At 61.8% G+C, this 21,203-nt stretch carries 17 protein-coding genes and 1 tRNA gene; 4 read left to right on the forward strand and 14 right to left on the reverse strand.

The annotated features are described in order from the left end of the window. Nucleotides 1–217: 217 nt before the first annotated feature. From PYK22_RS14440 to PYK22_RS14470, 7 genes are all read right to left on the reverse strand, one after another. Nucleotides 218–931, reverse strand: a complete 714-nt coding sequence (locus PYK22_RS14440; RefSeq protein WP_041979177.1) for an HAD family hydrolase — start codon at nt 929–931, stop codon at nt 218–220. Between the two features lie 152 nt (nt 932–1,083). Continuing rightward, nucleotides 1,084–1,584 carry a biotin/lipoyl-containing protein gene (locus tag PYK22_RS18210; protein WP_041978359.1) on the reverse strand — a complete coding sequence of 167 codons (501 nt, stop codon included), beginning with the start codon at nt 1,582–1,584 and terminating at the stop codon, nt 1,084–1,086. A 62-nt stretch (nt 1,585–1,646) separates the two neighbouring features. Continuing rightward, nucleotides 1,647–3,161, reverse strand: a complete 1,515-nt coding sequence (accC, locus tag PYK22_RS14450; RefSeq protein WP_041978361.1) for an acetyl-CoA carboxylase biotin carboxylase subunit — start codon at nt 3,159–3,161, stop codon at nt 1,647–1,649. Between the two features lie 63 nt (nt 3,162–3,224). Next, a complete protein-coding gene (locus PYK22_RS14455; RefSeq protein WP_041978363.1) occupies nt 3,225–4,145 on the reverse strand; it encodes a hypothetical protein in 921 nt (306 codons plus the stop codon). 93 nt (nt 4,146–4,238) lie between these two features. Beyond that, the gene (locus PYK22_RS14460) at nt 4,239–4,946 is read right to left on the reverse strand and encodes a CDP-alcohol phosphatidyltransferase family protein (RefSeq protein ID WP_211197722.1); all 708 of its coding nucleotides are present in this window, start codon (nt 4,944–4,946) and stop codon (nt 4,239–4,241) included. Between the two features lie 15 nt (nt 4,947–4,961). Continuing rightward, nucleotides 4,962–5,474 (reverse strand): GreA/GreB family elongation factor, encoded by a 513-nt coding sequence (locus PYK22_RS14465; protein WP_211197723.1) that lies wholly within the window; start codon nt 5,472–5,474, stop codon nt 4,962–4,964. Nucleotides 5,475–5,585: 111 nt separating this feature from the next. Further along, entirely contained in the window at nt 5,586–6,716 is a 1,131-nt protein-coding gene (locus PYK22_RS14470; RefSeq protein WP_041979183.1) for a 6-phosphofructokinase, read from the reverse strand. Nucleotides 6,717–6,853: 137 nt separating this feature from the next. Between PYK22_RS14470 and PYK22_RS14475 the strand changes: the two genes are divergently transcribed. Continuing rightward, nucleotides 6,854–8,062: a class I SAM-dependent rRNA methyltransferase gene (locus PYK22_RS14475; RefSeq protein ID WP_211197724.1), complete on the forward strand. Its 1,209-nt coding sequence runs from the start codon at nt 6,854–6,856 to the stop codon at nt 8,060–8,062. A 377-nt stretch (nt 8,063–8,439) separates the two neighbouring features. Further along, on the forward strand, nt 8,440–9,141 hold the full coding sequence (locus PYK22_RS14480) for an alpha/beta hydrolase (RefSeq protein WP_060635715.1): 702 nt from the start codon (nt 8,440–8,442) through the stop codon (nt 9,139–9,141). On the opposite strand, the gene PYK22_RS14485 is transcribed toward PYK22_RS14480, so the two are convergent. The 3 genes from PYK22_RS14485 to PYK22_RS14495 form a co-directional block, all read right to left on the reverse strand. Then, complete coding sequence (locus tag PYK22_RS14485; protein WP_060635716.1) at nt 9,105–10,991, reverse strand: AMP-dependent synthetase/ligase; 1,887 nt, start codon at nt 10,989–10,991, stop codon at nt 9,105–9,107. The genes PYK22_RS14480 and PYK22_RS14485 overlap by 37 nt on opposite strands. 282 nt (nt 10,992–11,273) lie before the next feature. Beyond that, complete coding sequence (locus PYK22_RS14490) at nt 11,274–11,885, reverse strand: TetR/AcrR family transcriptional regulator (protein WP_041978366.1); 612 nt, start codon at nt 11,883–11,885, stop codon at nt 11,274–11,276. 153 nt (nt 11,886–12,038) lie between these two features. Next, nucleotides 12,039–12,124: transfer RNA gene (locus PYK22_RS14495), tRNA-Ser, on the reverse strand. A gap of 193 nt (nt 12,125–12,317) precedes the next feature. Between PYK22_RS14495 and PYK22_RS14500 the strand changes: the two genes are divergently transcribed. Beyond that, complete coding sequence (locus PYK22_RS14500) at nt 12,318–14,303, forward strand: cation:proton antiporter domain-containing protein (protein WP_041979190.1); 1,986 nt, start codon at nt 12,318–12,320, stop codon at nt 14,301–14,303. 171 nt (nt 14,304–14,474) lie between these two features. Here PYK22_RS14500 and PYK22_RS16985 read toward each other — a convergent pair whose 3' ends face one another. The 4 genes from PYK22_RS16985 to PYK22_RS14520 form a co-directional block, all read right to left on the reverse strand. Further along, a complete protein-coding gene (locus tag PYK22_RS16985; protein ID WP_060635718.1) occupies nt 14,475–17,633 on the reverse strand; it encodes a nitric oxide reductase activation protein NorD in 3,159 nt (1,052 codons plus the stop codon). A gap of 109 nt (nt 17,634–17,742) precedes the next feature. Beyond that, nucleotides 17,743–18,318 carry a DUF948 domain-containing protein gene (locus PYK22_RS14510; RefSeq protein ID WP_041978368.1) on the reverse strand — a complete coding sequence of 192 codons (576 nt, stop codon included), beginning with the start codon at nt 18,316–18,318 and terminating at the stop codon, nt 17,743–17,745. A gap of 94 nt (nt 18,319–18,412) precedes the next feature. Further along, a complete protein-coding gene (locus tag PYK22_RS14515) occupies nt 18,413–18,799 on the reverse strand; it encodes a YtxH domain-containing protein (protein WP_060635719.1) in 387 nt (128 codons plus the stop codon). Between the two features lie 151 nt (nt 18,800–18,950). Continuing rightward, the gene (locus PYK22_RS14520) at nt 18,951–19,772 is read right to left on the reverse strand and encodes a CbbQ/NirQ/NorQ/GpvN family protein (protein WP_041978369.1); all 822 of its coding nucleotides are present in this window, start codon (nt 19,770–19,772) and stop codon (nt 18,951–18,953) included. A 175-nt stretch (nt 19,773–19,947) separates the two neighbouring features. Between PYK22_RS14520 and mnmA the strand changes: the two genes are divergently transcribed. Beyond that, nucleotides 19,948–21,060 carry a tRNA 2-thiouridine(34) synthase MnmA gene (gene mnmA / locus PYK22_RS14525; protein ID WP_041978370.1) on the forward strand — a complete coding sequence of 371 codons (1,113 nt, stop codon included), beginning with the start codon at nt 19,948–19,950 and terminating at the stop codon, nt 21,058–21,060. Nucleotides 21,061–21,203 lie beyond the last annotated feature (143 nt).

The raw sequence follows: 21,203 nt of genomic DNA on the forward strand, positions 1-21,203 counted from the left end.
AAGACGGAGGGCGTCTCGTTTGGGTCGAAAAATTTTTCAAGCGCTGAGGCGGAGCGGTCAGTAAAACCGGGTTCGGTTCAATCCATCTAGCGTCTTCGCGCAATCGGTTGGCAAGCGCCGGCGCGCTCGGTTCAATCCATCTAGCGCCTTCTCATCATTTCATCGATCGCAAATCAGCTTCGACCTACTCGCCGGCGCGCCGCCCAACGCTTGAAGTTCATAGACGGTCGAGCGTACGCACGAGAAGTTCGGGATCGGTCAAATCTGGAAGCAAGGCGTCCGGTTCGTGTGGTCGTAGATCGTCCGCCGAATGGACGCGCCCCGTGGCGACTGCGATGACGCGCGCTCCGAAGTGGCGCGCCGCGGCGATGTCGTTCGGCGTGTCGCCGATGATGATGAACTGGTGTGGCGCGAGCCGTAGACCGAGATGGCGGTTTATCCTTTCGGCAGCGAGCGCGGGCAATTCACGCCGGTCGTCGGATTCATCGCCGAACGCGCCCGGAAGTTGAAAATAGCGGTCCAACCCGGCAACGCGCAGCTTCAGACGCGCTGCCGGTTCGATGTTGCCCGTAAGGAGCGAGGAGAGATAACGCTCTTCGCGCGCCAGCCTCTCCAAGCACGCGCGCGCGCCCGGCAGCGGTTGCCACGCGGCGCGCCCGTTCGCCACGCGCTCCATCTCAGCGATGTAGCAGCGGCGTATGTCGTCGAGCCGCGCGAGCACCTCTCGCGCGGTGAACCCGTGCTCGCGCAGCGCTTCGATGGCGATCTGCAGATCGGTCATGCCCGAAACGGTCATCTCGGGAAGTTTCCCGCATGTGCCGAAGACCTTTTCGAGCATCGGTCCCATGTACTGGCGGAAAAGACCATAGTGTGTGGCGCGCACGAGCGTGCCGTCTATATCCCATAGCACGACGCGCAACTGTTCGGTCATAACGCGAGTCTCAAGGCGCGATTCTTTTCCCATCAATGAGGAAGATTCTGCTGGCGTGCCCACTTTCGATTCTCCGATATGAGTTCGACGGTTTCAGCCTCGAAGTTTATCATTGATCGCCTCGTCGGGCGGCGGCCATCTCAGGTTTTAAGTTACTCGACGACGGCCAGCACATCGCCGGCGTTGACCGTCTCGCCTTCGCGCACGTTGAGCTCGACGACCGTGCCCGCTTTCGGCGCTCTCATCTCATTCTGCATCTTCATCGCCTCGACGACCACCACGCCGGCTCCGGCTTCAACCTGCGCGCCGCGCTCGACGAGCACGCGAACGACTTTGCCGGGCATCGGCGCTGCGATCGAAGCTCGCCCAGCCGCTCCGCCCGCCGAGTTGGAAGCGCTTCGCAAACGGCGCGGGTCGCGCAACGTGATGGCATAATCCCTGCTGCGCAGGCTGACGCGAAACTGGCCGCGTGCCTCCTCGCGCACGCGACATTCGTAAACTTTGCCTTCATGGATCAAAAGGTAAACGCCCGCTTCAGGCTCGCTCGCCTCGAGCGCGTAGCGACGCCCGTCGAGCTCTACGATGAACCGTTCGCCATCGCGCTCAATGTCAAGCGCGCGTTCCTGCCCTTCGACCTCAGCCAGAATCTTCATTCTCAACCGTTCGTCACCAAAATTCGCCGGACGGGCTCAGCATCTCGTTTCGGACGCCAAGCCTAGCGCGTGAACGCGATCCTTCCAGCCATGCGCCAAGCGCTGGTCGCGCTTCGTCCGTCGGTCTGCTCGAACCTCGTTTCCGTGCGCCGCTTCATGCTCGCCAGCGCCGCCGCGATGATCGCCATGTCACGCTCTGCGTCGCCATCAACTTCCGTTTGCGCTTCAGCGCGTCGGCGATTGAACCGTTCGATGAAGCCCGTATCGAGCCGTCCGGCGATGAACTCGGGATCGCGCACGACGGCGCGGAAAAAAGGCAACGTCGTCTTGATGCCTTCGATGACGTATTCATCGAGCGCGCGGCGCAGACGGTCTATCGCCTCGCCGCGCGTCCTCGCCCACACGGCGAGTTTGGAGATCATCGGATCGTAGTAGATCGAAACCTCCGCTCCCGGATAGACGCCGCCATCATCGCGCACGCCCGGTCCGGTGGGCACGCGCAACTCCGCGATGCGTCCCGGCGACGGCATGAAGTCGTTCTCCGGATCCTCGGCGTAGATGCGACACTCGATAGCGTGACCGGTCCAGCAAACATCCTCTTGCGCGAAAGAGAGCGGCTCGCCGCAAGCGACGCGGATCTGCTCGCGCACAAGATCGATGCCCGTCACAAGTTCGGTCACGGGATGCTCGACTTGAAGGCGCGTGTTCATCTCCAGAAAGTAGAACTCGCGCGTTTCGTCTGAGACCAGAAACTCGACCGTCCCGGCGTTGACGTAACCGGCGGCGCGCGCGATGCGCACGGCAGCTTCGCCCATGCGCGCGCGCAGATCAGGATCGCCGATCGGCGAGGGGCACTCTTCGATCACTTTTTGATGGCGGCGCTGGATCGAACACTCGCGCTCGCCCAGATGGACCACGTTGCCATGCTCATCGGCGAAGACTTGAATTTCGATGTGGCGCGGACGCGCCACAGCCTTTTCGAGATAGACTTGCGGATCGCCGAATGCCGAAGCTGCTTCCGATTGAGCTGTGGCGAAGGCTGAAGGGAGATCTTCCGCCGACTGGACCAGCCGCATGCCTTTGCCGCCGCCGCCCGCTGCCGCTTTGAGCATCACGGGATACCCGAAGCGCGCGGCCACTTCGCGCGCCTCTTCGAGCGAGCGGAGCGGTTCGGTCGTCCCCGGAACGATAGGCGCGCCGGCAGCTTGGGCGGCGCGCCGGGCGTTCGTCTTCGATCCCATCAGTTCCATCGCTTCGGGACGCGGGCCGATGAAGACCAATCCGGCATCGCGCACGGCGCGGGCGAATTCGGCGTTTTCGGCGAGGAAACCGTAGCCCGGATGGATGGCTTCGGCACCGCTGCGGCGCGCCGCTTCGATGATGCGGTCGATCTTGAGGTAGCTTTCGATCGAAGGCGCCGGTCCGATAAGGTAAGCTTCGTCGGCCAAGCGCACGTGCAGGGCGGTGCGGTCGGCTTCCGAATAGACGGCAATCGGCGAGATCCCAAGCTCGCGGCACGCGCGCATGATGCGCACGGCGATCTCACCCCGATTGGCGATCAGGATCTTTTTGAACATGGCTTAAAACGCCTCTCGTTCTGACTCTTTGCTCGAGCGCATGAGCGAAGACGCCTGGCGCGCTCATTTCAGTTTCGCCTTCCGGTTCGCGTTCGCAAAGACGCTGGCGGATTTGACCGAACGCGCATCATTGACGATGACGCCATCCCGTATCAACCGATCGTCATCTGTGCCGTAGATACCATCGGCGCCAGGCCAGAGCAGTTCGTAATCCGTGAAGGAGACGGTCTCCAGCCCATCCGAGACGGCATTGTCGGTCTCAGGACGAGCAGCGACCGGACGGAGGCGCGCGCCGCTTCGTGCAGGTCGCGTTTTAAGTTGCGCCGCTTGAACCGAACTCGGCATATAGCTCGCTGTGTTCAATTGCGCGAGCAGTTTGGCATTCGATCCGTCTGGATCGGGAAGCTTGCGCAGGTCGTCGAGCGAAGAGGGATAGGTCCCGTAACGCTCGCGGTATTCGAGCAGCATTCGGTGCGCGCCGTAAAGAAGAGCGTTGGCCGCTGCCTCGCGCGCGATCCGGCGTTGTTCCAAGAGTTCCGGGATGAAGAACAAGGCGAGGGCGAGATTGGCTGTGAGGGCGAGAGCCGAGAGAGCTAATCCGCATCGCGCGAAACGAAGCCAGAGGAACCTTTCCGGCTCGCGTCGCACGCGCCGAAAGAGTTTCGCGCTGGTCCAGAAGGTGATGAACGATAACGGCAGAAGCAGATGTTTCGTCCGCCACGCGGCGGTCGTTGCGGCGGAAAATAGCTCCGCCGGACCGTGCGGCCAGAAAGCTCCGCGCTTGTAAAGTTCAAGGCCCACCGCGGCTAAGGAGCCGAGCGTCAAGAGCAATCCGGCCAGCCCGATGAAAAGCGTGTGGCCGAATGCGGGCAGCTCCTTTTCCGGGGGTGGAAGCGGTGGCCCGACGGGGCGCGCGCCGCAGCTAGCGCATCCGTCTTCGAGTTTGCCGAAAAGTTCCGCGCCACAGCAGGGACAGATCTTCAACTTTCAAAACCTCGCAGTCTCTGTATCGAAGAGCTCGCCTTTGATGCCGAACCTTCTCGCTTCGACCTTGCGGATCGAGGGTGCGCCTCGCGCTCAACTCGAAAGCTGCGCTTGATGCGTCGCTTTCGAGGCCGCTGATTTCGCGGGACCCTCTTCGACGCCGTTTTGCGCCCGCTCCGCTTCGACCCGTTGCACCTCGCGCCACGTGTGATACATGCGGTGCACAAAGGTCCAGAACGAGCCGATCGCCAACACCCACAAGACCGCGGGCATGCGATTGAGCAGCGGATGGGTCGAGCCCGGATGCGTCGTCAGCGCGCCGATGATCAGGAGCACGACGCGCTCCGGACGGCGCAAGAAACCGACATCGCATTTGGGGATCAGACTTTCGGCGCGCGCGCTCGTGTAGCTGACGAGCACCGATCCGATCATGGCGGCGCCAGCGAGAAAGACGTTGAGCGTCGAGTGGAACTCCGTGTCGCGCGCGTAAAAGACCATCAGCCCGACGAAGATGACCATATCGGAGAGGCGGTCGAGCGAAGAGTCGAGAAAGGCGCCAAAGCGCGTCACTCTACCGGTAACGCGCGCCACCTTACCATCGAGCATATCGAAGAGGTTGGCGACGATCAGAATGATCCCGGCCCAGAAAAATTGGCCGAAGCCGAAGAGCAATCCGCACAGGACGTTGATCGCCACGCCCGTCACCGTCAGCAGGTTAGGGTTGATCGAAGAGCGCGCGAGCGCTTCGACCATGGCGTTGATGATGCGACTGGCTCCGCGTCCGATGCTGGCACCAAACACTTCGGCCTGTCCCCTTTAGCTCGATTCGCCGTCACGCGCGGCCTTTTCCGCCAGTTCGTCGTGCAGCGTTTTGAGTTGGAGAATTTCGAAACGGCGCGGTCCGGCAGGCGTTTGCACCACGACTTCATCGCCTTCTTCACGCCCCATCAAACTCCGCCCGACGGGCGAAGTGGTCGAAATCAACCCGGCCTGCGGATCGCTCTCTTCCGGCGTCACCAAGCGATAGGTGATCGTCTCGCCGCGCTCTTTGTCCAGAAGCACGAGCGTCGAACCATATGCGGCGCGATCGCGCGGCACTTGCGCTAGATCGATCGACGCGATCTGGCTTAAACGCTCACGCAGTTGCGCGATGCGCGCTTTGACCACTTGTTGGCGTTCGAGCGCCGCCTTGTACTCGGCATTCTCGCGCAAATCCCCATACTCCCGCGCGCGTTTGATTTCGCGCGGCAGATGGATGCGCAATTCCGTCTCCAACTCTTCCAGTTCCGCTTGTAACTTCTTCTTAATCTCTTCCGTCACCCTGATCACCTCGTCCTAAATCTCGCTGAAAAGTTCAGGATATTTCAACCGGCTGGAAAAGGCGCGTTAAAGCCCACTCGTAAATTATACCGAGCACGCGCCGCTTGGGAAAGCAGCACATCATGCGCCGACGCTTTGCCGATGGTGTTTCACCTCATCAGGTGAGCCGAATGAGATGCCGACATCGCGCGCCGTGCGCACGAGTTGGCCATCGGGCGGAACCGTTTTGATATTGCTGATCGCTTCCGCCAACGGGACGGTGACGATCTTCGCCGCCTGCAGCGCGACCATCACGCCGCGTTCGCCGTTCATCAGCGCGCGGACGGCGTTGGTGCCGAAACAGGTCGCCAACATGCGATCGAAGGCGTTGGGCCGCCCCCCTCGTTGCAGATGGCCGAGAACGACGCAGCGCGTCTCTTTGCCCGTCAACCTCTCCAGGCAATCGCGGCAGTATAGACCGATGCCGCCCAAGCGCGGCGCGCGGTGGCGATCGCCTTCATCCTGATAGATCTGCTGCCCGCCGACCTCGCGCGCCCCTTCGGCAACGACGATGGTGCTGAATTGCGAACCGCATCGCTCGCGCTCCATGATCTTCTCCGCGACCACTTCCATCGAAAAGGGTATTTCGGGGATTAAGATGACATCGGCACCGCCAGCGATCCCCGAATGGAGCGCGATCCAACCCGTATGCCGCCCCATCACCTCGAGCAGCATCACGCGATCAAGCGACTCGGCGGTCGTGTGCAACCGGTCGAGAGCCTCCGTGGCGATGTCGAGCGCCGTGGCGAAACCGAAAGTGAGTTCCGTACAGGCGAGGTCGTTATCAATCGTCTTGGGCACGCCGACCACAGGCACGCCCATCCGAGCGAATTCGGCGGCGATGGTCAGCGTCCCCTCGCCGCCGATCACGATCAGCGCATCGATGCCGAGCTGTTCAAGATTGGCGAGCGCTTCGCGATAGAGCCAATCGGGTTTGATCTCCCGCCCGCTCTCATCGCGCTCGACGAAGCGGCCTGTATTGCGCGTCCCGAGGATCGTGCCGCCGCGCGGCAATAGGCCGCGCACATCTTTCGACGTGAGTTCGCGCGTGCGCGTCGCGCCGAGCAGACCCTCGAAACTATCCTCGATGCCGATCACGCGCAACCCATATTCACCGATGGCCGTTTTGACGACGGCGCGGATGACGGCATTTAGCCCTGGCGCGTCGCCGCCGCCCGTGAGCAGTCCGATCGTCCGAACCAGGCTGTTCATCATCTTTTCGATGAGCGTTCACCCCGAACTACGATTTCAGAAGCCTACTCTTAAAGCGGCGAGCTTTCAAGAAGTATTCGAGACGTAAACCCGCAGAATCGCAACGCCGCCGTCTCTTTGATGTCCGTTGGCGGCGATTGGCGCGCTCCGGTGGCGTCGGGCATAATCGCAGGTTGATGGCACAGGGCGGGACGATCATCATCTCTCCGCGCGGGGCGGCGCTTGTACGGGCCGGCCATCTGTGGGTTTACCGTAGCGAGCTGCGTAAGGTCGAAGCTGAAGGCGGAAGCGTCGTCCGAGTTCGCGACGAGCGCGGGCGTTTCATCGGACGGGCGCTTTACAGCGACCGGTCGGAGATCGCGCTGCGCCTTCTGACGATGCGCGATGAGGAGATCGATCGCGCTTGGTGGCAAAAACGTCTGCGCGCCGCCATCGGACGACGGGCCGGCTTGGAGCGCGCATGCGATGCTTTCCGTTTGGTCTACTCGGAGGGCGATCTGCTTCCATCGCTCATCGTCGATCGCTATCGCGATCTGCTCGTCATGCAGACGCTCGCGCAAGGGACCGAACGCCTCAAATCGCTCTTCGTCGAACTTTTGGTCGAAGAGCTCGCGCCGCGCGTTATCATCGAACGGAACGACGTGCGCGTGCGCGAACTCGAAGGGCTCGACCAGCGCGCAGGCGTGCTCTATGGCGAGGCGATGGATAGCATTGAAATCCTTCAACACGGCGTTCGCTTCCGCATCCTCCCGCTCAGCGGACAAAAGACGGGAGCCTTTCTGGACCAGCGCGAAAACCACCTCGCCGCGCGCCGCTACGCGCATGGACGCGCGCTCGATTGCTTCACTTTCAACGGCGCGTTCGCGCTCCACATGGCTCCGGCATGTGCGAGCGTTCTCGGCCTAGACATCTCGGAAGAGGCGATCGAAGCCGCGCGCGCGAACGCTGAGTTGAACGGTTTGCGCAATGTCGAGTTTCGCGTCGCTAACGTCTTCGACGCGCTGCGCGAATTCGAATCGCAGGGCGAACGATTCGATACGATCGTGCTCGATCCGCCCGCGTTCGCCAAAAACCGCGCGAGCGTCCCGGCTGCGATGCGCGGTTACAAAGAGATAAACTTGCGCGCTTTGAAACTGCTCAACGTCGGCGGCGTCCTGATCACGTGCACTTGTTCTCATCACATGACAGAACATCTTTTCCTCGAAATCATCGCTGATGCGGCGGCGGACGCCCGGCGCCGCGTGCAGATCATAGAGAAGCGAACGCAAAGCAGCGATCATCCGGTGCTCGTCGGCGTGCCCGAAACGCTCTACCTAAAATGCCTCATCTTGCGCGTCATCGAATGAGCGTAGAAAGTGGGGCTGAGATGATCTCGTTGGTGCGGGATTCGTCCGATGACGTGTAGGTCGGCGACTGGCGGAATCGGGCCAAGGCGACTTCGGTTGTGCGGGACTCGTCTAATTCCTGATGCTGCGCGACGAGCGCGTTATTCGGCCAAGGCGACTTCGCTTGTGCGAGGCTCGACCGCGACACGCCCTTTCTCCGTTCGCAATGATTCCGAGCGCTCGCTTACTCGGGTCGGAGCGAACTGGTGGAAAGAGCTCTCGGTCCGCACACAACAACTTTGGCGACTAGGCGCGGAGCAAACTGAGTTACCCGCAGGCTGTCGCGATTCGAAGCGCTGAAAGGATTTTGTCTTCGGAGCCATTTTTGCTAGTCTGCTGTGGACGAAGAGAACTCGCTCGGAGAGAGATTTTTCGAAGTGTATCCGGCAGGCAACCTTTTCATCCCGGCACCGCATGGGCGTTTGGAAGCGATCCTGAAAGAGCCGCGCCCGCAGACGCGCGGCGCCGCCCTCGTCCTTCATCCGCATCCGCAGCATGGCGGGACGATGCACAACAAAGTCGTCTTTCGCGCGGCGCGCGGTTTGGAGGATGCCGGTTTCGCTACACTGCGCATAAACTTTCGCGGGGTCGGACAGAGCACGGGCGAATACGGGTATGGGATCGGGGAGCAGGAGGATGCGCGCGTCGCGCTCGACTTTTTAGCGGACAGGTATGCCGCTCTGCCGTTGATCGTGGCCGGTTTCTCTTTCGGCTCCCGCGTCGGATTGGAAGTCGGTTTGCGCGATGACCGCGTGCGCGCGCTCATCGCCATCGGAACGCCGGTCAACATGTACGACTTTTCGTTCCTGCGCGCGTGCCGCAAACCGATCCTCTTCGTGCACGGCGAACTGGACGAATTCGGCAGCGTCGAAAGTTTGCGGTCGTTGGTCGCCGAACTGCCGCTAGAGGCGCATGCTCAGCTCAGGGTAGTGCCGGGCGTCGGCCACTTCTTCGACGACAAAGTCGATGAGGTGCGACGCATCATCGCCGCTTGGGCTGCGCGTCAAGGTGCGGAGCAGGTCGTCTCTCCGCCCGTTTGATGGACGCCGTCTTCGGCATAAATCCGCTCGATCACATCGCGATACTTTTCGTCGATCACACGGCGTTTGATCTTAAGCGTCGGCGTCAGTTCTCCGCCTTCGATGCTCAGTTCGCGCGCGAGCAGCGCGATGCGTTTGACGCGCTCGTACTGCGAAAAATCCTGCATCAAGCGATCGACTTCTCGCTGGACCAGCGCGACGATGCGCGGATCATGCGCCAGTTCCTCATCGGTCTTTTGGTCCACCGCCATCCCCTTTTCGGCGGCGAAGGAGCGCAACTTCTGCCAATCTGGAACGATGAGCGCGGCGGGGAAACGGCGCCCATCGCCGACGAGCACGGCTTGACTGACGAGCGGGGATTCTTTCAACTTCTGCTCGATCGGTTGCGGCGCGATGTACTTGCCGCCCGAAGTCTTGAAAAGCTCTTTCTTGCGGTCGGTGATGATCAGGAATCCATCCCGGTCGAGCATGCCGACATCGCCCGTTCTGAACCATCCATCTTCGGTGAAGGCGGCGCGCGTCTCTTCCGGCTTGTTGTAATAGCCGCGCATGACGTTCGGCCCGCGCACTTCGATCTCGCCATCAGCCGCGATGCGCACTTCGACGTTTCTGATCGGTCGGCCCACCGTGCCGATGCGATTGGCCGAGAGCGTGCAGACGGAGATGACGGGCGAAGTTTCGGTTAGGCCATAACCTTGTAAGATCGTCAGTCCCGCGCCGGTGAAGATGTAGCCGAGTTCGGCGGGAAGCGCCGCGCCGCCCGAGACGAAGTAGCGCAGCCTTCCGCCGACCGCCTCTTTCCATTTCGAAAAGACGAGGCGCGACGCTAGACGGTGCTGCAGGGCGAGCGCGAACGGTACTCTCTCGCCGCCGAGCGTACGTTTGGCCCACTCCTTGCCGACTTCGATGGCCCAATCGAGCAGCTTCGCCTTGATCGGTCCGCCTGCGGCGGCGCGCTCGCGTATGCGCGCGTACATCTTCTCAAACAGACGCGGGACCGCAGCCATCACCGTCGGGCGGACCTCGCGCATGTTCTCGGCGAGCTTTTCGATCGACTCCGCGTAGTAGACGCTGACGCCGAAATGCACATAAACGTACATCAAGAGCCTCTCGAAGACATGCGACAGCGGCAGGACTGAAAGGGCGACATCTCGTTCGTTCAAGCGCAACTCGACGCAACTGTCAAGCAGATTCGAGACGAGATTCATGTGCGTGAGCATCACGCCTTTCGGCTCGCCCGTCGTCCCGGAAGTGTAGATCAACGTGGCGAGATCATCCGGGCGCACGGCGCGGGCGCTCTCTTCAACAAGATGCGGCCGCTCTTCGAGCAACGCGCGCCCGCGCTCTTCCAGTTCCGCCAGCGTCATCGCGCCCGCTTCGCGCGCTCCTTCCGGATCGAAGAAGATCACGCGCTCCAATGTCGGGCATGCGCGCACCTGCTCCGCGATGCGCGCGAAGGAAGCGCGATGTTGGATGAACAACGCGCGCGCCTGCGCATCGTCGAGTATGTAACGGACTTGCGCTGGAGCTTGCGTCGGATAGATGGGCACGTCTGTCGCACCGGCAAATTGGCAACCGGCATCAGTAATGGTCCACTCGGGACGATTCTCCGAAAGAAGGGCGACGCGGTCGCCGCGACGTATGCCGAGAGAGCGAAGTCCAGCGGCCACTCTGTGCGCGCGCGCGATAAACTCATCGGTCGAGATCGCGTGCCAGCGACCATCCCTTTTGTAATTGAGCATGTCCGGCTTGCGCACGTTGCGCGCGGCGCGTTCGAAGACTTCGACGAGCGTCGCCGGCTCATCCGGCGAAAGCGGCGTGCGCACCGGTTGCGCGATCTTGCTTTGCATCAGGGATGACATGACGCGCCTCACACTCCAATCGAAGATCGATCAGCAAATGGCCATGCCTTACGCTCGACGAGCGCCGTTCGATCTGCGCGCCCTATGTTCTGGTCCAGGCTGACCGCCATCCCATCGGCCCCAAGCGATCGGACGGCGCCGCCCGTCAAAATCACCGTTCTGCGCCTCGGCTTCAGGACCTCTTTGAGAACTCGCGAATCGCGCCCGCCACATCAGAACAGGGTTCGCGCGAAAGTTACGGCATCATTCGCACTAGGGCGGTCGCCCCTTCTATTGCGCGCACACGCCGTTCAAGAAAACATCCAGCACGTGATCGGCCATCGGCGCGAGTTTGTATCGCTTCTTCGATAGTATCCAGTTGGTCGCCATCTCGTCGAGCGCTCCGAAGAAGATTTTTGCCGCTATCTTCGCGTTCAAATCGGCGCGGAAGATCCCGGCCCTCTGCCCTTCTTCCAGAACTTCGCGGATGATGCCGAGGTATTCGGCCAGCCCGGCGGCGGAGAACTCTTCCATGAACTTGATCGAGCCGCGAAGCTCGACTTGAAAGACGACCGCTAGATCGCGATCCGCGCCCAAGCGTTCGAGATGAAGCCGCGCGATGCGGCGGAGCTTCTCGCGCGGATCGCTGATCTCGGCCAATTGCTGTCGTCCTTCGGCGATCGCCTCTTCCATCGTGCGATCGAAGATGGAGTGAAGGATCTCCTCCTTGCTGCGAAAGTAGAGGTAGACGGTCCCGTCGGCCACGCCCGCCGCGCGCGCGATGTCGGCGACCTTCGCGTTGAAATATCCGTAGCGAGCGAACACGCTGGTGGCGGCGCGCAGGATGGCTTCGCGCTTGTCAGCAGCAGCCGGACGCTGCGGTAAAGATCGAACGGTGCTCATGATCTAGGACGCTGGGTGAATGATGGTTCACTCAGCGGCGTCTAGACTATCGCGCTTTTCGCCGATGCGCAACGGCGGGACAGGCTTTTGCATGGGTTTGAATCAAGACCTCTGGCGGTTGAGGAAGCGAAGGCAGCTCTGGAGCTTGGCGATTGGCGGAGGGGACAGGACTCGAACCTGCAAGCCCTTTCGGGCGGCGGTTTTCAAGACCGCTGCATTACCAATTATGCTACCCCTCCGCACCGAAGTTCTTTTATAACGCAAAGGATGGTCGTCTCTCAACCCCCGCCCACCTCTCTTTGATGTCAGCCAGCCGCGCGAGGATCAGCTCGGCGCGGCCCTTCTTTTTTCGCCATCGCCGCTTCTGATCTCGCAAGATTGCAGCTGGCGGTTTTCCGCGCGAAGCGAGAAGCGCGGTATGATTCTGAGTTTATGGGCGAGGCTTTAACTTTGTTGCAGGATCTGCTCGTGCTGCTTTTGGCCGCCGTGCCAATCGCTTTTCTCTTCAGGCGGCTCAATCTGCCAGTCATCGTCGGTTTCATGATGGCCGGGGTGTTGATCGGCCCTTACGGCTTGCGTTTGATTCGCGAGCCAGCGGCCATCGAAGCTTTGGCCGAAATAGGCGTCGTCCTTCTGCTCTTCAGCATCGGGCTCGAATTCTCCCTGCGGAACATCATCGAGATGCGGCGCGCCGTGCTGTTAGGCGGCGGATTGCAAGTCGGAGCGACGGCGCTCGCCACCGCGCTTATCACTGCGCTCGCTGGGCGCTCTTGGGGACAGGCCATCTTCTTTGGATTCCTTTTCGCCGTCTCGAGCACGACCATCTTGCTGCGCAGCTACGTCGAACGCGCGGAGATAGATGCGCCGCATGGGCGCGTCGCCGTCAGCATCTCGCTCTTTCAGGATTTGAGCACGGTGCCGATGATGTTGCTGATCCCAGTGCTTAGCGGCCAGGGGGGCGCGTCTTGGCCACGGATCTTCTCGCGACTCGGGATCGCTCTGTTAGCCATCGCCGCCATTATCTTCACCGCGCGCGCCGTCGTCCCGTTCCTCTTACGCCACATCGTCGCGCTCAGGAGCAGCGAAGTCTTCATCATCTTCATCGTGCTTGTTAGCTTGGGCACTGCGTGGCTGACATCGGAGATCGGGCTGTCGCTCGCGCTCGGCGCTTTCATCGCCGGACTGGTCTTATCCGAATCCGAGTATAGTCATCAGATCGTCGCCGACGTGCTGCCCTTCCGCGACGTGTTCAACAGCATCTTCTTCATCTCGATCGGCATGTTGCTATCACTGAATGCGTTGCTGGCCGATTTTCCAATCGTCCTGTTATGGACGGCGGCGCTCATCTTCGGGAAGGCGGCGCTTGCGTTCTTCGCCGTGCGCGCGCTCGGGCGTTCGACGCGCATCGCGGCGATGACCGCTCTGGGATTGGCCCAGACGGGCGAGTTCTCTTTCGTCCTCGCGCAGGCTGGCTATCCGCAAGGCCTATTGTCGGAGATCGATTATCAACGTTTCATCGCCGCGTCTATCATCTCGATGGCCACTTCGCCCTTTTTGATCAACGTCGCGCCGCGCCTCGGTTACGCTTTGCAGTCGCTCATCAGATCGCGCGAGCCGGAAGATGAAGAGGCCGGCCCGAACGAGGCCGAATTGCCGCGCGATCACGTCATCGTCGTCGGCTACGGTTTGAACGGGCGGAATCTGGCGCGCGTTCTGCGCCGCACGGGGATCCCTTACATCGTCGTCGAGCTCAATCCCGAAACGGTGCGCGAAGCGGCGGCGCAAGGCGAACGGATCATCTACGGCGATGCGACGCGGCGCGAAGTTCTGCACCGCGTCGGAGCGGAGCGCGCGCGCGTCCTCGTGCTGGCGATCTCCGACCCGACGGCGACGCGCCACGCCGTGCAGCTTGCGCGTCAACTCAACCCGCGGCTTCACATCATCGTCCGCACGCGCTACATGATCGAGCTTCCGGAGCTGTTGCGCTTGGGCGCCAATGACGTGATCCCGGAAGAGTTCGAAACGAGCATCGAGATCTTCTCGCGCGTGTTGCGCGAGTATGGCGTCGCGCGCCACGAAATACAGCAGCATGTCAACGAGATCCGCCGCGAGGGCTATCAGATGCTCCGTTCGCCGTCGCTCCCTGTGATCGAGGCGGGCGAGTTGGCGGAAGCGTTGAGCTCCGCCGCGACGGAGACGATCTTGATCGAAGAGGGTTCTCCCGCTGTGGGGAAGAGTCTCGGCGAATTGGACCTGCGAAGGACCACTGGAGCGACCGTCATCGCGGCCATTCGCGACGGTCAGACGGAGATCAATCCCGGTCCAGAATACGCGGTCAACGTCGGAGACGTGCTGGTTCTGCTCGGCAACCCCTGGCAGATAGCGCGGGCCATCGAGATTCTCGACGAAAATCGATAAGGGGGCATCGGTCGAACAGATGGCAGAGAGCGGGGAGAGGCGCTTGGCCAGCTTGCCCCGCGCAAGTCGAACGCGGCTCGCGCGAATCGCAGACCGAGGCGAGCTTCGGAAGCGTTGCTTCTAGATCGCCGATCGATGACTATCTGTCGGGGCGAAGTCGGCGTCGCTCGTTCAAGTCGTCAGCCTCCTGTAAATGGCGGGCAAACGTTCGGGCAAGGAGAGCACGTCGTCGATGATCGTGTAGCCGACTTCGCCGTAAAGATCGCGCAGTTCGGCTTCCGAGTCGCGGTCGATCGTGATGCAGAACGGGATGATCCCGGCCATGCGCGCTTGGCGCAAAGCCTCGCGCACATCATCGCGCGCGTAACGCGCGTCGCCGTAGTCATGATCGTACGGTCGCCCGTCCGAAAGGACGATCAGAAGGCGCGTGCGCGCTTCGCGGCGCGCAAGTCGCGCCGTCGCGTGGCGGATCGCCGCGCCCAAGCGCGTGTTGTGCTGATAGGTGATGCCGCCGATACGCCGTTCGATCTCTTCCGTGAATCGTTCGTCGAAATCCTTGACGACGTAGAATTTCACGTTGCGCCGTCCCTCGCTCGTAAACCCGTAGATGGCGTAGGCGTCGCCTACGGCTTCGAGCGCTTCGCTCATCAGAATGAGCCCCTCTTTCTCGATATCGATGATGCGGCGGCCCGGGTGCGTATAAGGTTGCAGCGGATTGCGCCCGATGGTGCGCGCCGTCGAAGATGACTGGTCCAGCAAGAAAGAGACGGCGACGTTGCGCTCGCGCCGCAAACGCTTCGTGTAGATGCGCTCGGATTGCTGGCCATCGGCGCGGCGGTCGGTCACGTAATCTATCACCGCATTCAAGTCGTATTCTTCGCCGTCGAGTTCGCCACGCACGCGACGCAGCCCTTCCGGTTTCATCAACTGGAATTGATTGCGGATGGCCGAGATCAACCCTCGGTAACGCGAGCGCGTCGATTCGACGAAAGAGCGATCGCCCGTTTTGACGCTCTTCTCGATGACGCGGCACCACGCTACGCGATGGTCCATCAATTCGCGATCCCATTCATCGTAGAGGTAAGCGGTCTCGCCCGGCTCGAGCGGTTGTTCGGGCGCCTCCGCGCTGGTCCATCGCTCCGGCCCATCGAGCGCGTCGGCCTCTTGTTCGAGGTTTTCGAGCGCCCACGCGCTGAATAACTCGCGCGCTTCGCGCTGCCGCTCGCGTTCGCGCGGCGTCGCCTCGCGCGCTTCGCGCGCTCGTTGATCGCGCCCCGAATCACGCCCTTCGGTTTCATCGTTCGCCTCGCCCTGCTGCGAAGAGTCTTCGGGCGCCACTGAACGGAAGAGCGCATAGACGCGGCTCGTCGCCATCAGCGTATCGGCGACCGTAACCGTTGGGCCGGTCAAGTAGTCGGCGACGATGCTCTCCAGTTCGCTGACGATCTGACCGTAGAACTGACGCGCATCATCGCGCGCGCCGCCACAAAGTGTGATCTGAAAGAGCAGTTCGAAGGGGATAATGTTGATCGGCAGATCGGCGATGCGCGGGCGCGTTGCGCGCAGATGTTCGCGCACGAGATCGAGATCGCGTGCCAAGCCGCGGTACTTGCGCCGCAAGAGCCGATCGATGCGCCCGTTCTCCAATGTCGAGAAGATCCGCGTCGCGAGCGCTTTCTGCGGAAAGAGGGCGAGCACCGCGCGATAGTCGCCATCCTCCGGCAGCGCACGCCGTCGCTCGCGCAGCAGGCGCGCCTCCTCTTCGGGCGGGAGCGCCGCTTCGCCTTTGGTCGGGTCGTTGATGTAGCCGTTGAGCGAAAAAGCGTCGAGCGCATCGACATTTTCCGGCGCATAAAGCTCTGCGATCGATTCGTAGGCGGCGCGCAATTCGGGCGTGCCGCGCGCGTGCGTGCCGAACTCTATCTGACCGGCAGCGTGCGCGGCCAGAACTTTGTAGAGGCGGAAATTGAGCGCTTCGGTCTCAAACTCGGCGACGTTCGGCGGCAGATGAATCGTCCGTCCGTCGTTGATGCGCGCTTCGTTGCTTGCGTGAACGAGCGGCGCGATCTCGACTTCGCGCCCCGTCAAGGCTTCGACGTAAAGGCGCAGCGTCGCCGCGACCTGCTCGAGCGTCAGTCCGGCGCCGGATCTGAGCGCCTCGTTGCTCTGGCGCGTTTCGAGCGCATAGTAGCTGCGACGCGCTTTAGCGTCCGCCTCGCGCCGCAGTCCCTCCGCCGCCCACGCTTCGAATTGCTCGAGCGTCGAGGAGCGGAGAGCTGAGGGGGCCGAACGGAAACAGGCGATGGCCGCCTCGGTGTCAGCCTGGGCGACTTGTCGCGCCGCAGCGATGATACGCCGCAGAGTCTCCGGCCCCGCCGCATGCTCGCGCAAAATGGTCCGCGCGATCTCCGGGCCAACGCGCGCCAAAGCGATGGCTGAGGAACTCGAATGCTCGCCGACGATCCTCAGAAGGCTGGTCCAGTCGGCGAAGGTTTCGGGCGCGAGACGCAGCAATTCGCTGCCGGCGGCGAAAGCGCGCAGAGCCACCGCTCCGCCGTATTCCAACATCCTTTCCGTGTGCCGGAACAGTCTATGCGCCTCTTCAAAGCTCAGGCGGTCGAGGCCTGTTGGAAGAAGAGCCCAAAAGTCTGCGGCGATGCCGCCAGCCCGGGCGGCGAGGGATGCGGCTAGAGCGATCGCTTCGCGCATGATCTCATGGCGTGACGCGCCGAACTGATCGACTCGCCCCGCCACTTTTGCCGCTCGGTCGAGAAAATCGGCGCTGTGTTTGGCTGATCGCCGCGCGATCTCGAGCGCTACTTCTAGGATCCCGCACAGCTCTTCATCGCTTTCGACCAATTGCCGTAGCGCCGCCGTTCGCCGATAGGTCGAAAGCGCGATCGAGCTAGAGAGCGCCATCTGTCGCAGGCAGATCTGAAAGGTGAGCTTGCGCGCGTCGCTCCTAAGCTCGGCGAGGTGCGCCACGCCTTGCGCGAAGAAGCTCTGTCCCGCCTCATGATTGGACATCGCTAAACGCCTGCCCATCTCGCCCCACGCGCGCAGTTCTTCCGCTTCGAGATGCTGTGCCGCTTCGGGGGCCGCGCGCAGGAACTCGGCGCTCGCGCGCAAGCTGATCATGGCGAGCGCCGCGCTCACCTCCACCGCAACGCGCGCGCGATCCGCGGGCAGACTGCGCAAACGGCGCAGTAGCTCGACGAACCGCTGCCGCTCGTTCGGATTGGCGATGGCGCGCAAGCGTTCGCGCCAATCCTTGCTGAGCGGACGTTCCTGCTCGGTTTCGAACATGTAGCCTTCTTCGCGTTCGTCCACCGCTTAATTCTTAGATGCTCAAAGGGGCTTCAAGCGACCCCTTAAAACCGAAGCGCCCGAACCCTGGCGCAGATTCGGGCGACTTACGATCATCGTTTTGCGCTCACGGTCAACCGATGAACATCTCCTCTTCGCCGTAGGATTGATTGATCGGCTTCGGCGTCGGCGCCGTGAGGACTTCCAGCCCGCGCCGGATGCCGGCCATGATCGCCGCAAGCTCGCGCGCCGGATCGACGATGCGCGATTGAATGAAGCGCGTCGTGGCGACGACCTGCGCGTGCGTTTCGTCTATTGAGCGACTGATCATTTCGACTTTGTCACGCGCCGTCTCGACCGAATGGCTCACCAGATCTCTGATCTCACGCATCTCGTCGCGGACGATCGCCGTCGACTCGGAAAGGTGCAACGCAGCGGTTGAGAGGTGGCCCGACATCTCTTGAATCTGCCCGGCGATCTCGCGCCCTTGCGCCGTCATCTTTCGCACCTCTTCGCTCAATGCCGACAGGCGTTCGAGCATCGGCTCGACGCGCTTTTCGACCGCCGCCACCGTGCGCGAGATGCGCCCGATCGCCACGGCGATGAACAGGATCGTCAAAGCGATGATGACGAACGAAGCGGCGATGATGACCAGGATCCAGAAGAGCGGATCGTCGGTGCTGATTTGCAGAGCGAGTAGACTACGCACGGCTGACTCCGGTTTCCTTATTGATCACATGGCTCGAGGCCATGAAACCAACCTCCTCGAAGCGAAAGCGCGAGCCGAAAATGGGCCCTTGCCCTTACGACTCGGGCTCGAAAGCGCCGGATAGTTCCGTTCGGCGCTTCTCTTCGACGTAGGCTTGTTTGCCAGCCTCGATGGCCGCCGAGATCTGTTCCCCTTTGCGCGCTGCCGCTTCGCGGGCGGCTTCGGCCAGCTCGCTCGCTTTCTGCGCCGCCGTCGAATAGTACTCGCCCGCTTTGGCTCCGAGTTGCGCGGCGGCTTCGCGCGTGCGGTCAACGCCTCGCCGCGTCGCATCGGCGAGGTCGCTGCGGAGTTCGCGCCCCGGTTTCGGGGCGAATAGCAAGGCGATGATGGCTCCGATGGTGCCGCCGATCAGAAAATATGTCAGCCGCGTCGAAAGCTCCGTTCCCGTCTCGGCGCGAGTGATCGGTTCTTGTGCGCTCATTGGATTCTCTCCCCCCTGAACGTTAGTTGTCCTCAAAATTGGACCGAAAAACAACTATAGCAAATGGCCCTCGCGACGGGCAAGGAGCTTAAATTCGAACGCTCTTCGAATGTGAGCGAGGAAGACGAGGTTCGGCTGGGTTCGGTGGCGATCAGATCACCGTCGTGATGATCTCGCGTATGCTGCGTTGCAGATCGCGATCGTCCGTGATCGGAAAAGCGAGCGCGACTTCGGCGGCGGCGATCGGCGCAATGCCGCGCGCGATGAGCTGCGCCGCGTAAATCAGCAGGCGAGTCGAAACCCCCTCTTCGAGACCGTGACCGCGCAAATTTCTGACCTTCTGCCCGATCAGGACGAGATCGCGCGCCATCTCGAGCGAGATGCCGCCTTCGCGCGCGACGATCTCGGCTTCGAGTTCGGGCGGCGGATAGTCGAATTCGATCGAAACGAATCGTTGGCGTGTCGATTGCTTCAGGTCCTTGAGGATCGATTGATAGCCGGGGTTGTAGGAGACGACGAGCATGAATTCGGGCGGCGCTTCGAGCAACGTGCCGCGCTTTTCGATCGGAAGCCTGCGCCGATGATCCGTCAGCGGATGGATGATGACCACGGTGTCTTTGCGCGCTTCGACGACTTCGTCCAAATAGCAGATGGCGCCGTAACGCACGGCGGTCGTCAGCGGTCCATCATGCCAGACCGTCTCTTCGCCTTCGAGCAAGAAGCGACCGACCAGATCCGTCGCCGAAAGGTCCTCGTGGCAGGCGACGGTGATCAGCGGACGATTGAGCCGCCAGGCCATGTATTCGACAAAGCGCGTCTTGCCGCACCCAGTCGGCCCTTTAAGCATCACGGGCAATCGCGCATGATAGGCCGCTTCGAATAGCTCCGTCTCGTTGCCAACCGGAAGATAGAATGGCTCGTCCGTGATGCGGTACTCTTCGATCGCGCGTTCGGTTAAAACTCTTTCGGCCATCTTCGCCCAGCTTGAAAAGACACCCTCGCGGGCTGACGTTTCATCCCCCTTTGAGGTATCCTTTAGCGTAACGCATTCGTCGCGAACTCGAACGGCTACATGATGCATCTTAACACTCGGCATCATCGGCGGCAAACGGACCGACGGAATCTGATTTAAGCGAACGGAAGGCAATATGAAGATCGCAGTGGCCATGAGCGGCGGCGTCGATTCCTCGACGGCAGCCGCGCTTCTGCTCGAAGCCGGGCATGAAATCGTCGGCTTCACGATGCAGTTATGGGACCAGCGCCGCAACCCGGTTTTCGATGAGAACGGCGAGCCGCTGCCTTCGCGCTGCTGCTCGCTCGACGATGTGTACGACGCGCGGCGCGTGGCGCAGGAGCTCGGCTTCCCGTTCTACGTCCTCAACCTCGAACGCGAGTTCGAGCAAGAGGTGGTCCAGCCGTTCGTCCAAAGCTACTTGGACGGCGAAACGCCCATCCCATGTGTGGCTTGTAACAGCCGATTGAAGTTCGCCGCGCTCGATCGACTGGCCCAGAGTTTGGGCTGCGAGCGTGTGGCGACGGGGCATTACGCTCGCGTGCAGTTTGACGAAAGAAGCGGGAGATATCGGTTGTTGCGCGGGCGCGACCGGCGCAAGGATCAATCCTATTTCCTCTGGGAGTTGACGCAAGAGCAACTTGCGCGCGCCATCTTCCCGCTCGGCGAGATGACCAAAGATGAGGTGCGCGCCGCCGCGCGGCGTTTGGGTCTGACCGTCGCGGAGAAGGCCGAATCACAGGAGATCTGTTTCGTGCCGGATGGCGATTACGCTGGCTTCATCGACCGTTATCTGGAAACGGAAGGGCGCGCCTCGCCTCCGGCTGGCGAAATCGTCTCCACGCGCGGTGAGGTTCTGGGTTCGCACAAGGGGCTTCATCATTACACGGTGGGCCAGCGGCGCGGCCTCGGCATCGCGCACAATCGCCCGCTCTATGTGGTCGCCATAGATGCGGCGCGCAATCGCGTCATCGTCGGCGAAGATCATGAGCTGCTGGCCAGAGAGTTCACCGCGGCGGGCGTCAACTGGGTGGCTTTCGCTGAGCCGCGCGAAGCCGTGCGCGCCGAGGTGCGCGTCCGTTACCGACACGAAGAGGCGCCCGCGACGATCGAGATGATCGGCGAAAGACGCGCGCGTATCCGTTTCGATGAGCCACAGCGCGCCATCACGCCCGGACAGGCGACGGTCTTCTATCGCGGCGAAGAGGTCTTGGGCGGCGGTTGGATCGTGCGCGTCAAGCGCGACTGATATTCAGTCGTTCGCGATAAAGAAGAGCCCGCGCTTTGGCGGGCCTGAACTTTCTCTCCGTCGCTTGCGTAAATACACTAAAGCTTCCCTGAACGAGCGGCTGGGATGGCGTGGCTTCGAATCTTTCAGGGAGCAGATCTCAC

The organism is Pyrinomonas methylaliphatogenes (genome assembly GCF_000820845.2).
Lineage (GTDB): Bacteria > Acidobacteriota > Blastocatellia > Pyrinomonadales > Pyrinomonadaceae > Pyrinomonas > Pyrinomonas methylaliphatogenes.

Bases quoted from the DNA above. Each gene is read 5' to 3' on its own strand.
- accC (WP_041978361.1), bottom strand. From the start codon at position 3,161: ATGTTCAAAAAGATCCTGATCGCCAATCGGGGTGAGATCGCCGTGCGC.
- PYK22_RS14520 (WP_041978369.1), bottom strand. From the start codon at position 19,772: ATGGCCGAAAGAGTTTTAACCGAACGCGCGATCGAAGAGTACCGCATC.
- PYK22_RS14470 (WP_041979183.1), bottom strand. From the start codon at position 6,716: ATGAACAGCCTGGTTCGGACGATCGGACTGCTCACGGGCGGCGGCGAC.
- PYK22_RS14485 (WP_060635716.1), bottom strand. From the start codon at position 10,991: ATGCAAAGCAAGATCGCGCAACCGGTGCGCACGCCGCTTTCGCCGGAT.
- PYK22_RS18210 (WP_041978359.1), bottom strand. From the start codon at position 1,584: ATGAAGATTCTGGCTGAGGTCGAAGGGCAGGAACGCGCGCTTGACATT.
- PYK22_RS14490 (WP_041978366.1), bottom strand. From the start codon at position 11,885: ATGAGCACCGTTCGATCTTTACCGCAGCGTCCGGCTGCTGCTGACAAG.
- PYK22_RS14500 (WP_041979190.1), top strand. From the start codon at position 12,318: ATGGGCGAGGCTTTAACTTTGTTGCAGGATCTGCTCGTGCTGCTTTTG.
- PYK22_RS14515 (WP_060635719.1), bottom strand. From the start codon at position 18,799: ATGAGCGCACAAGAACCGATCACTCGCGCCGAGACGGGAACGGAGCTT.
- mnmA (WP_041978370.1), top strand. From the start codon at position 19,948: ATGAAGATCGCAGTGGCCATGAGCGGCGGCGTCGATTCCTCGACGGCA.
- PYK22_RS14440 (WP_041979177.1), bottom strand. From the start codon at position 931: ATGACCGAACAGTTGCGCGTCGTGCTATGGGATATAGACGGCACGCTC.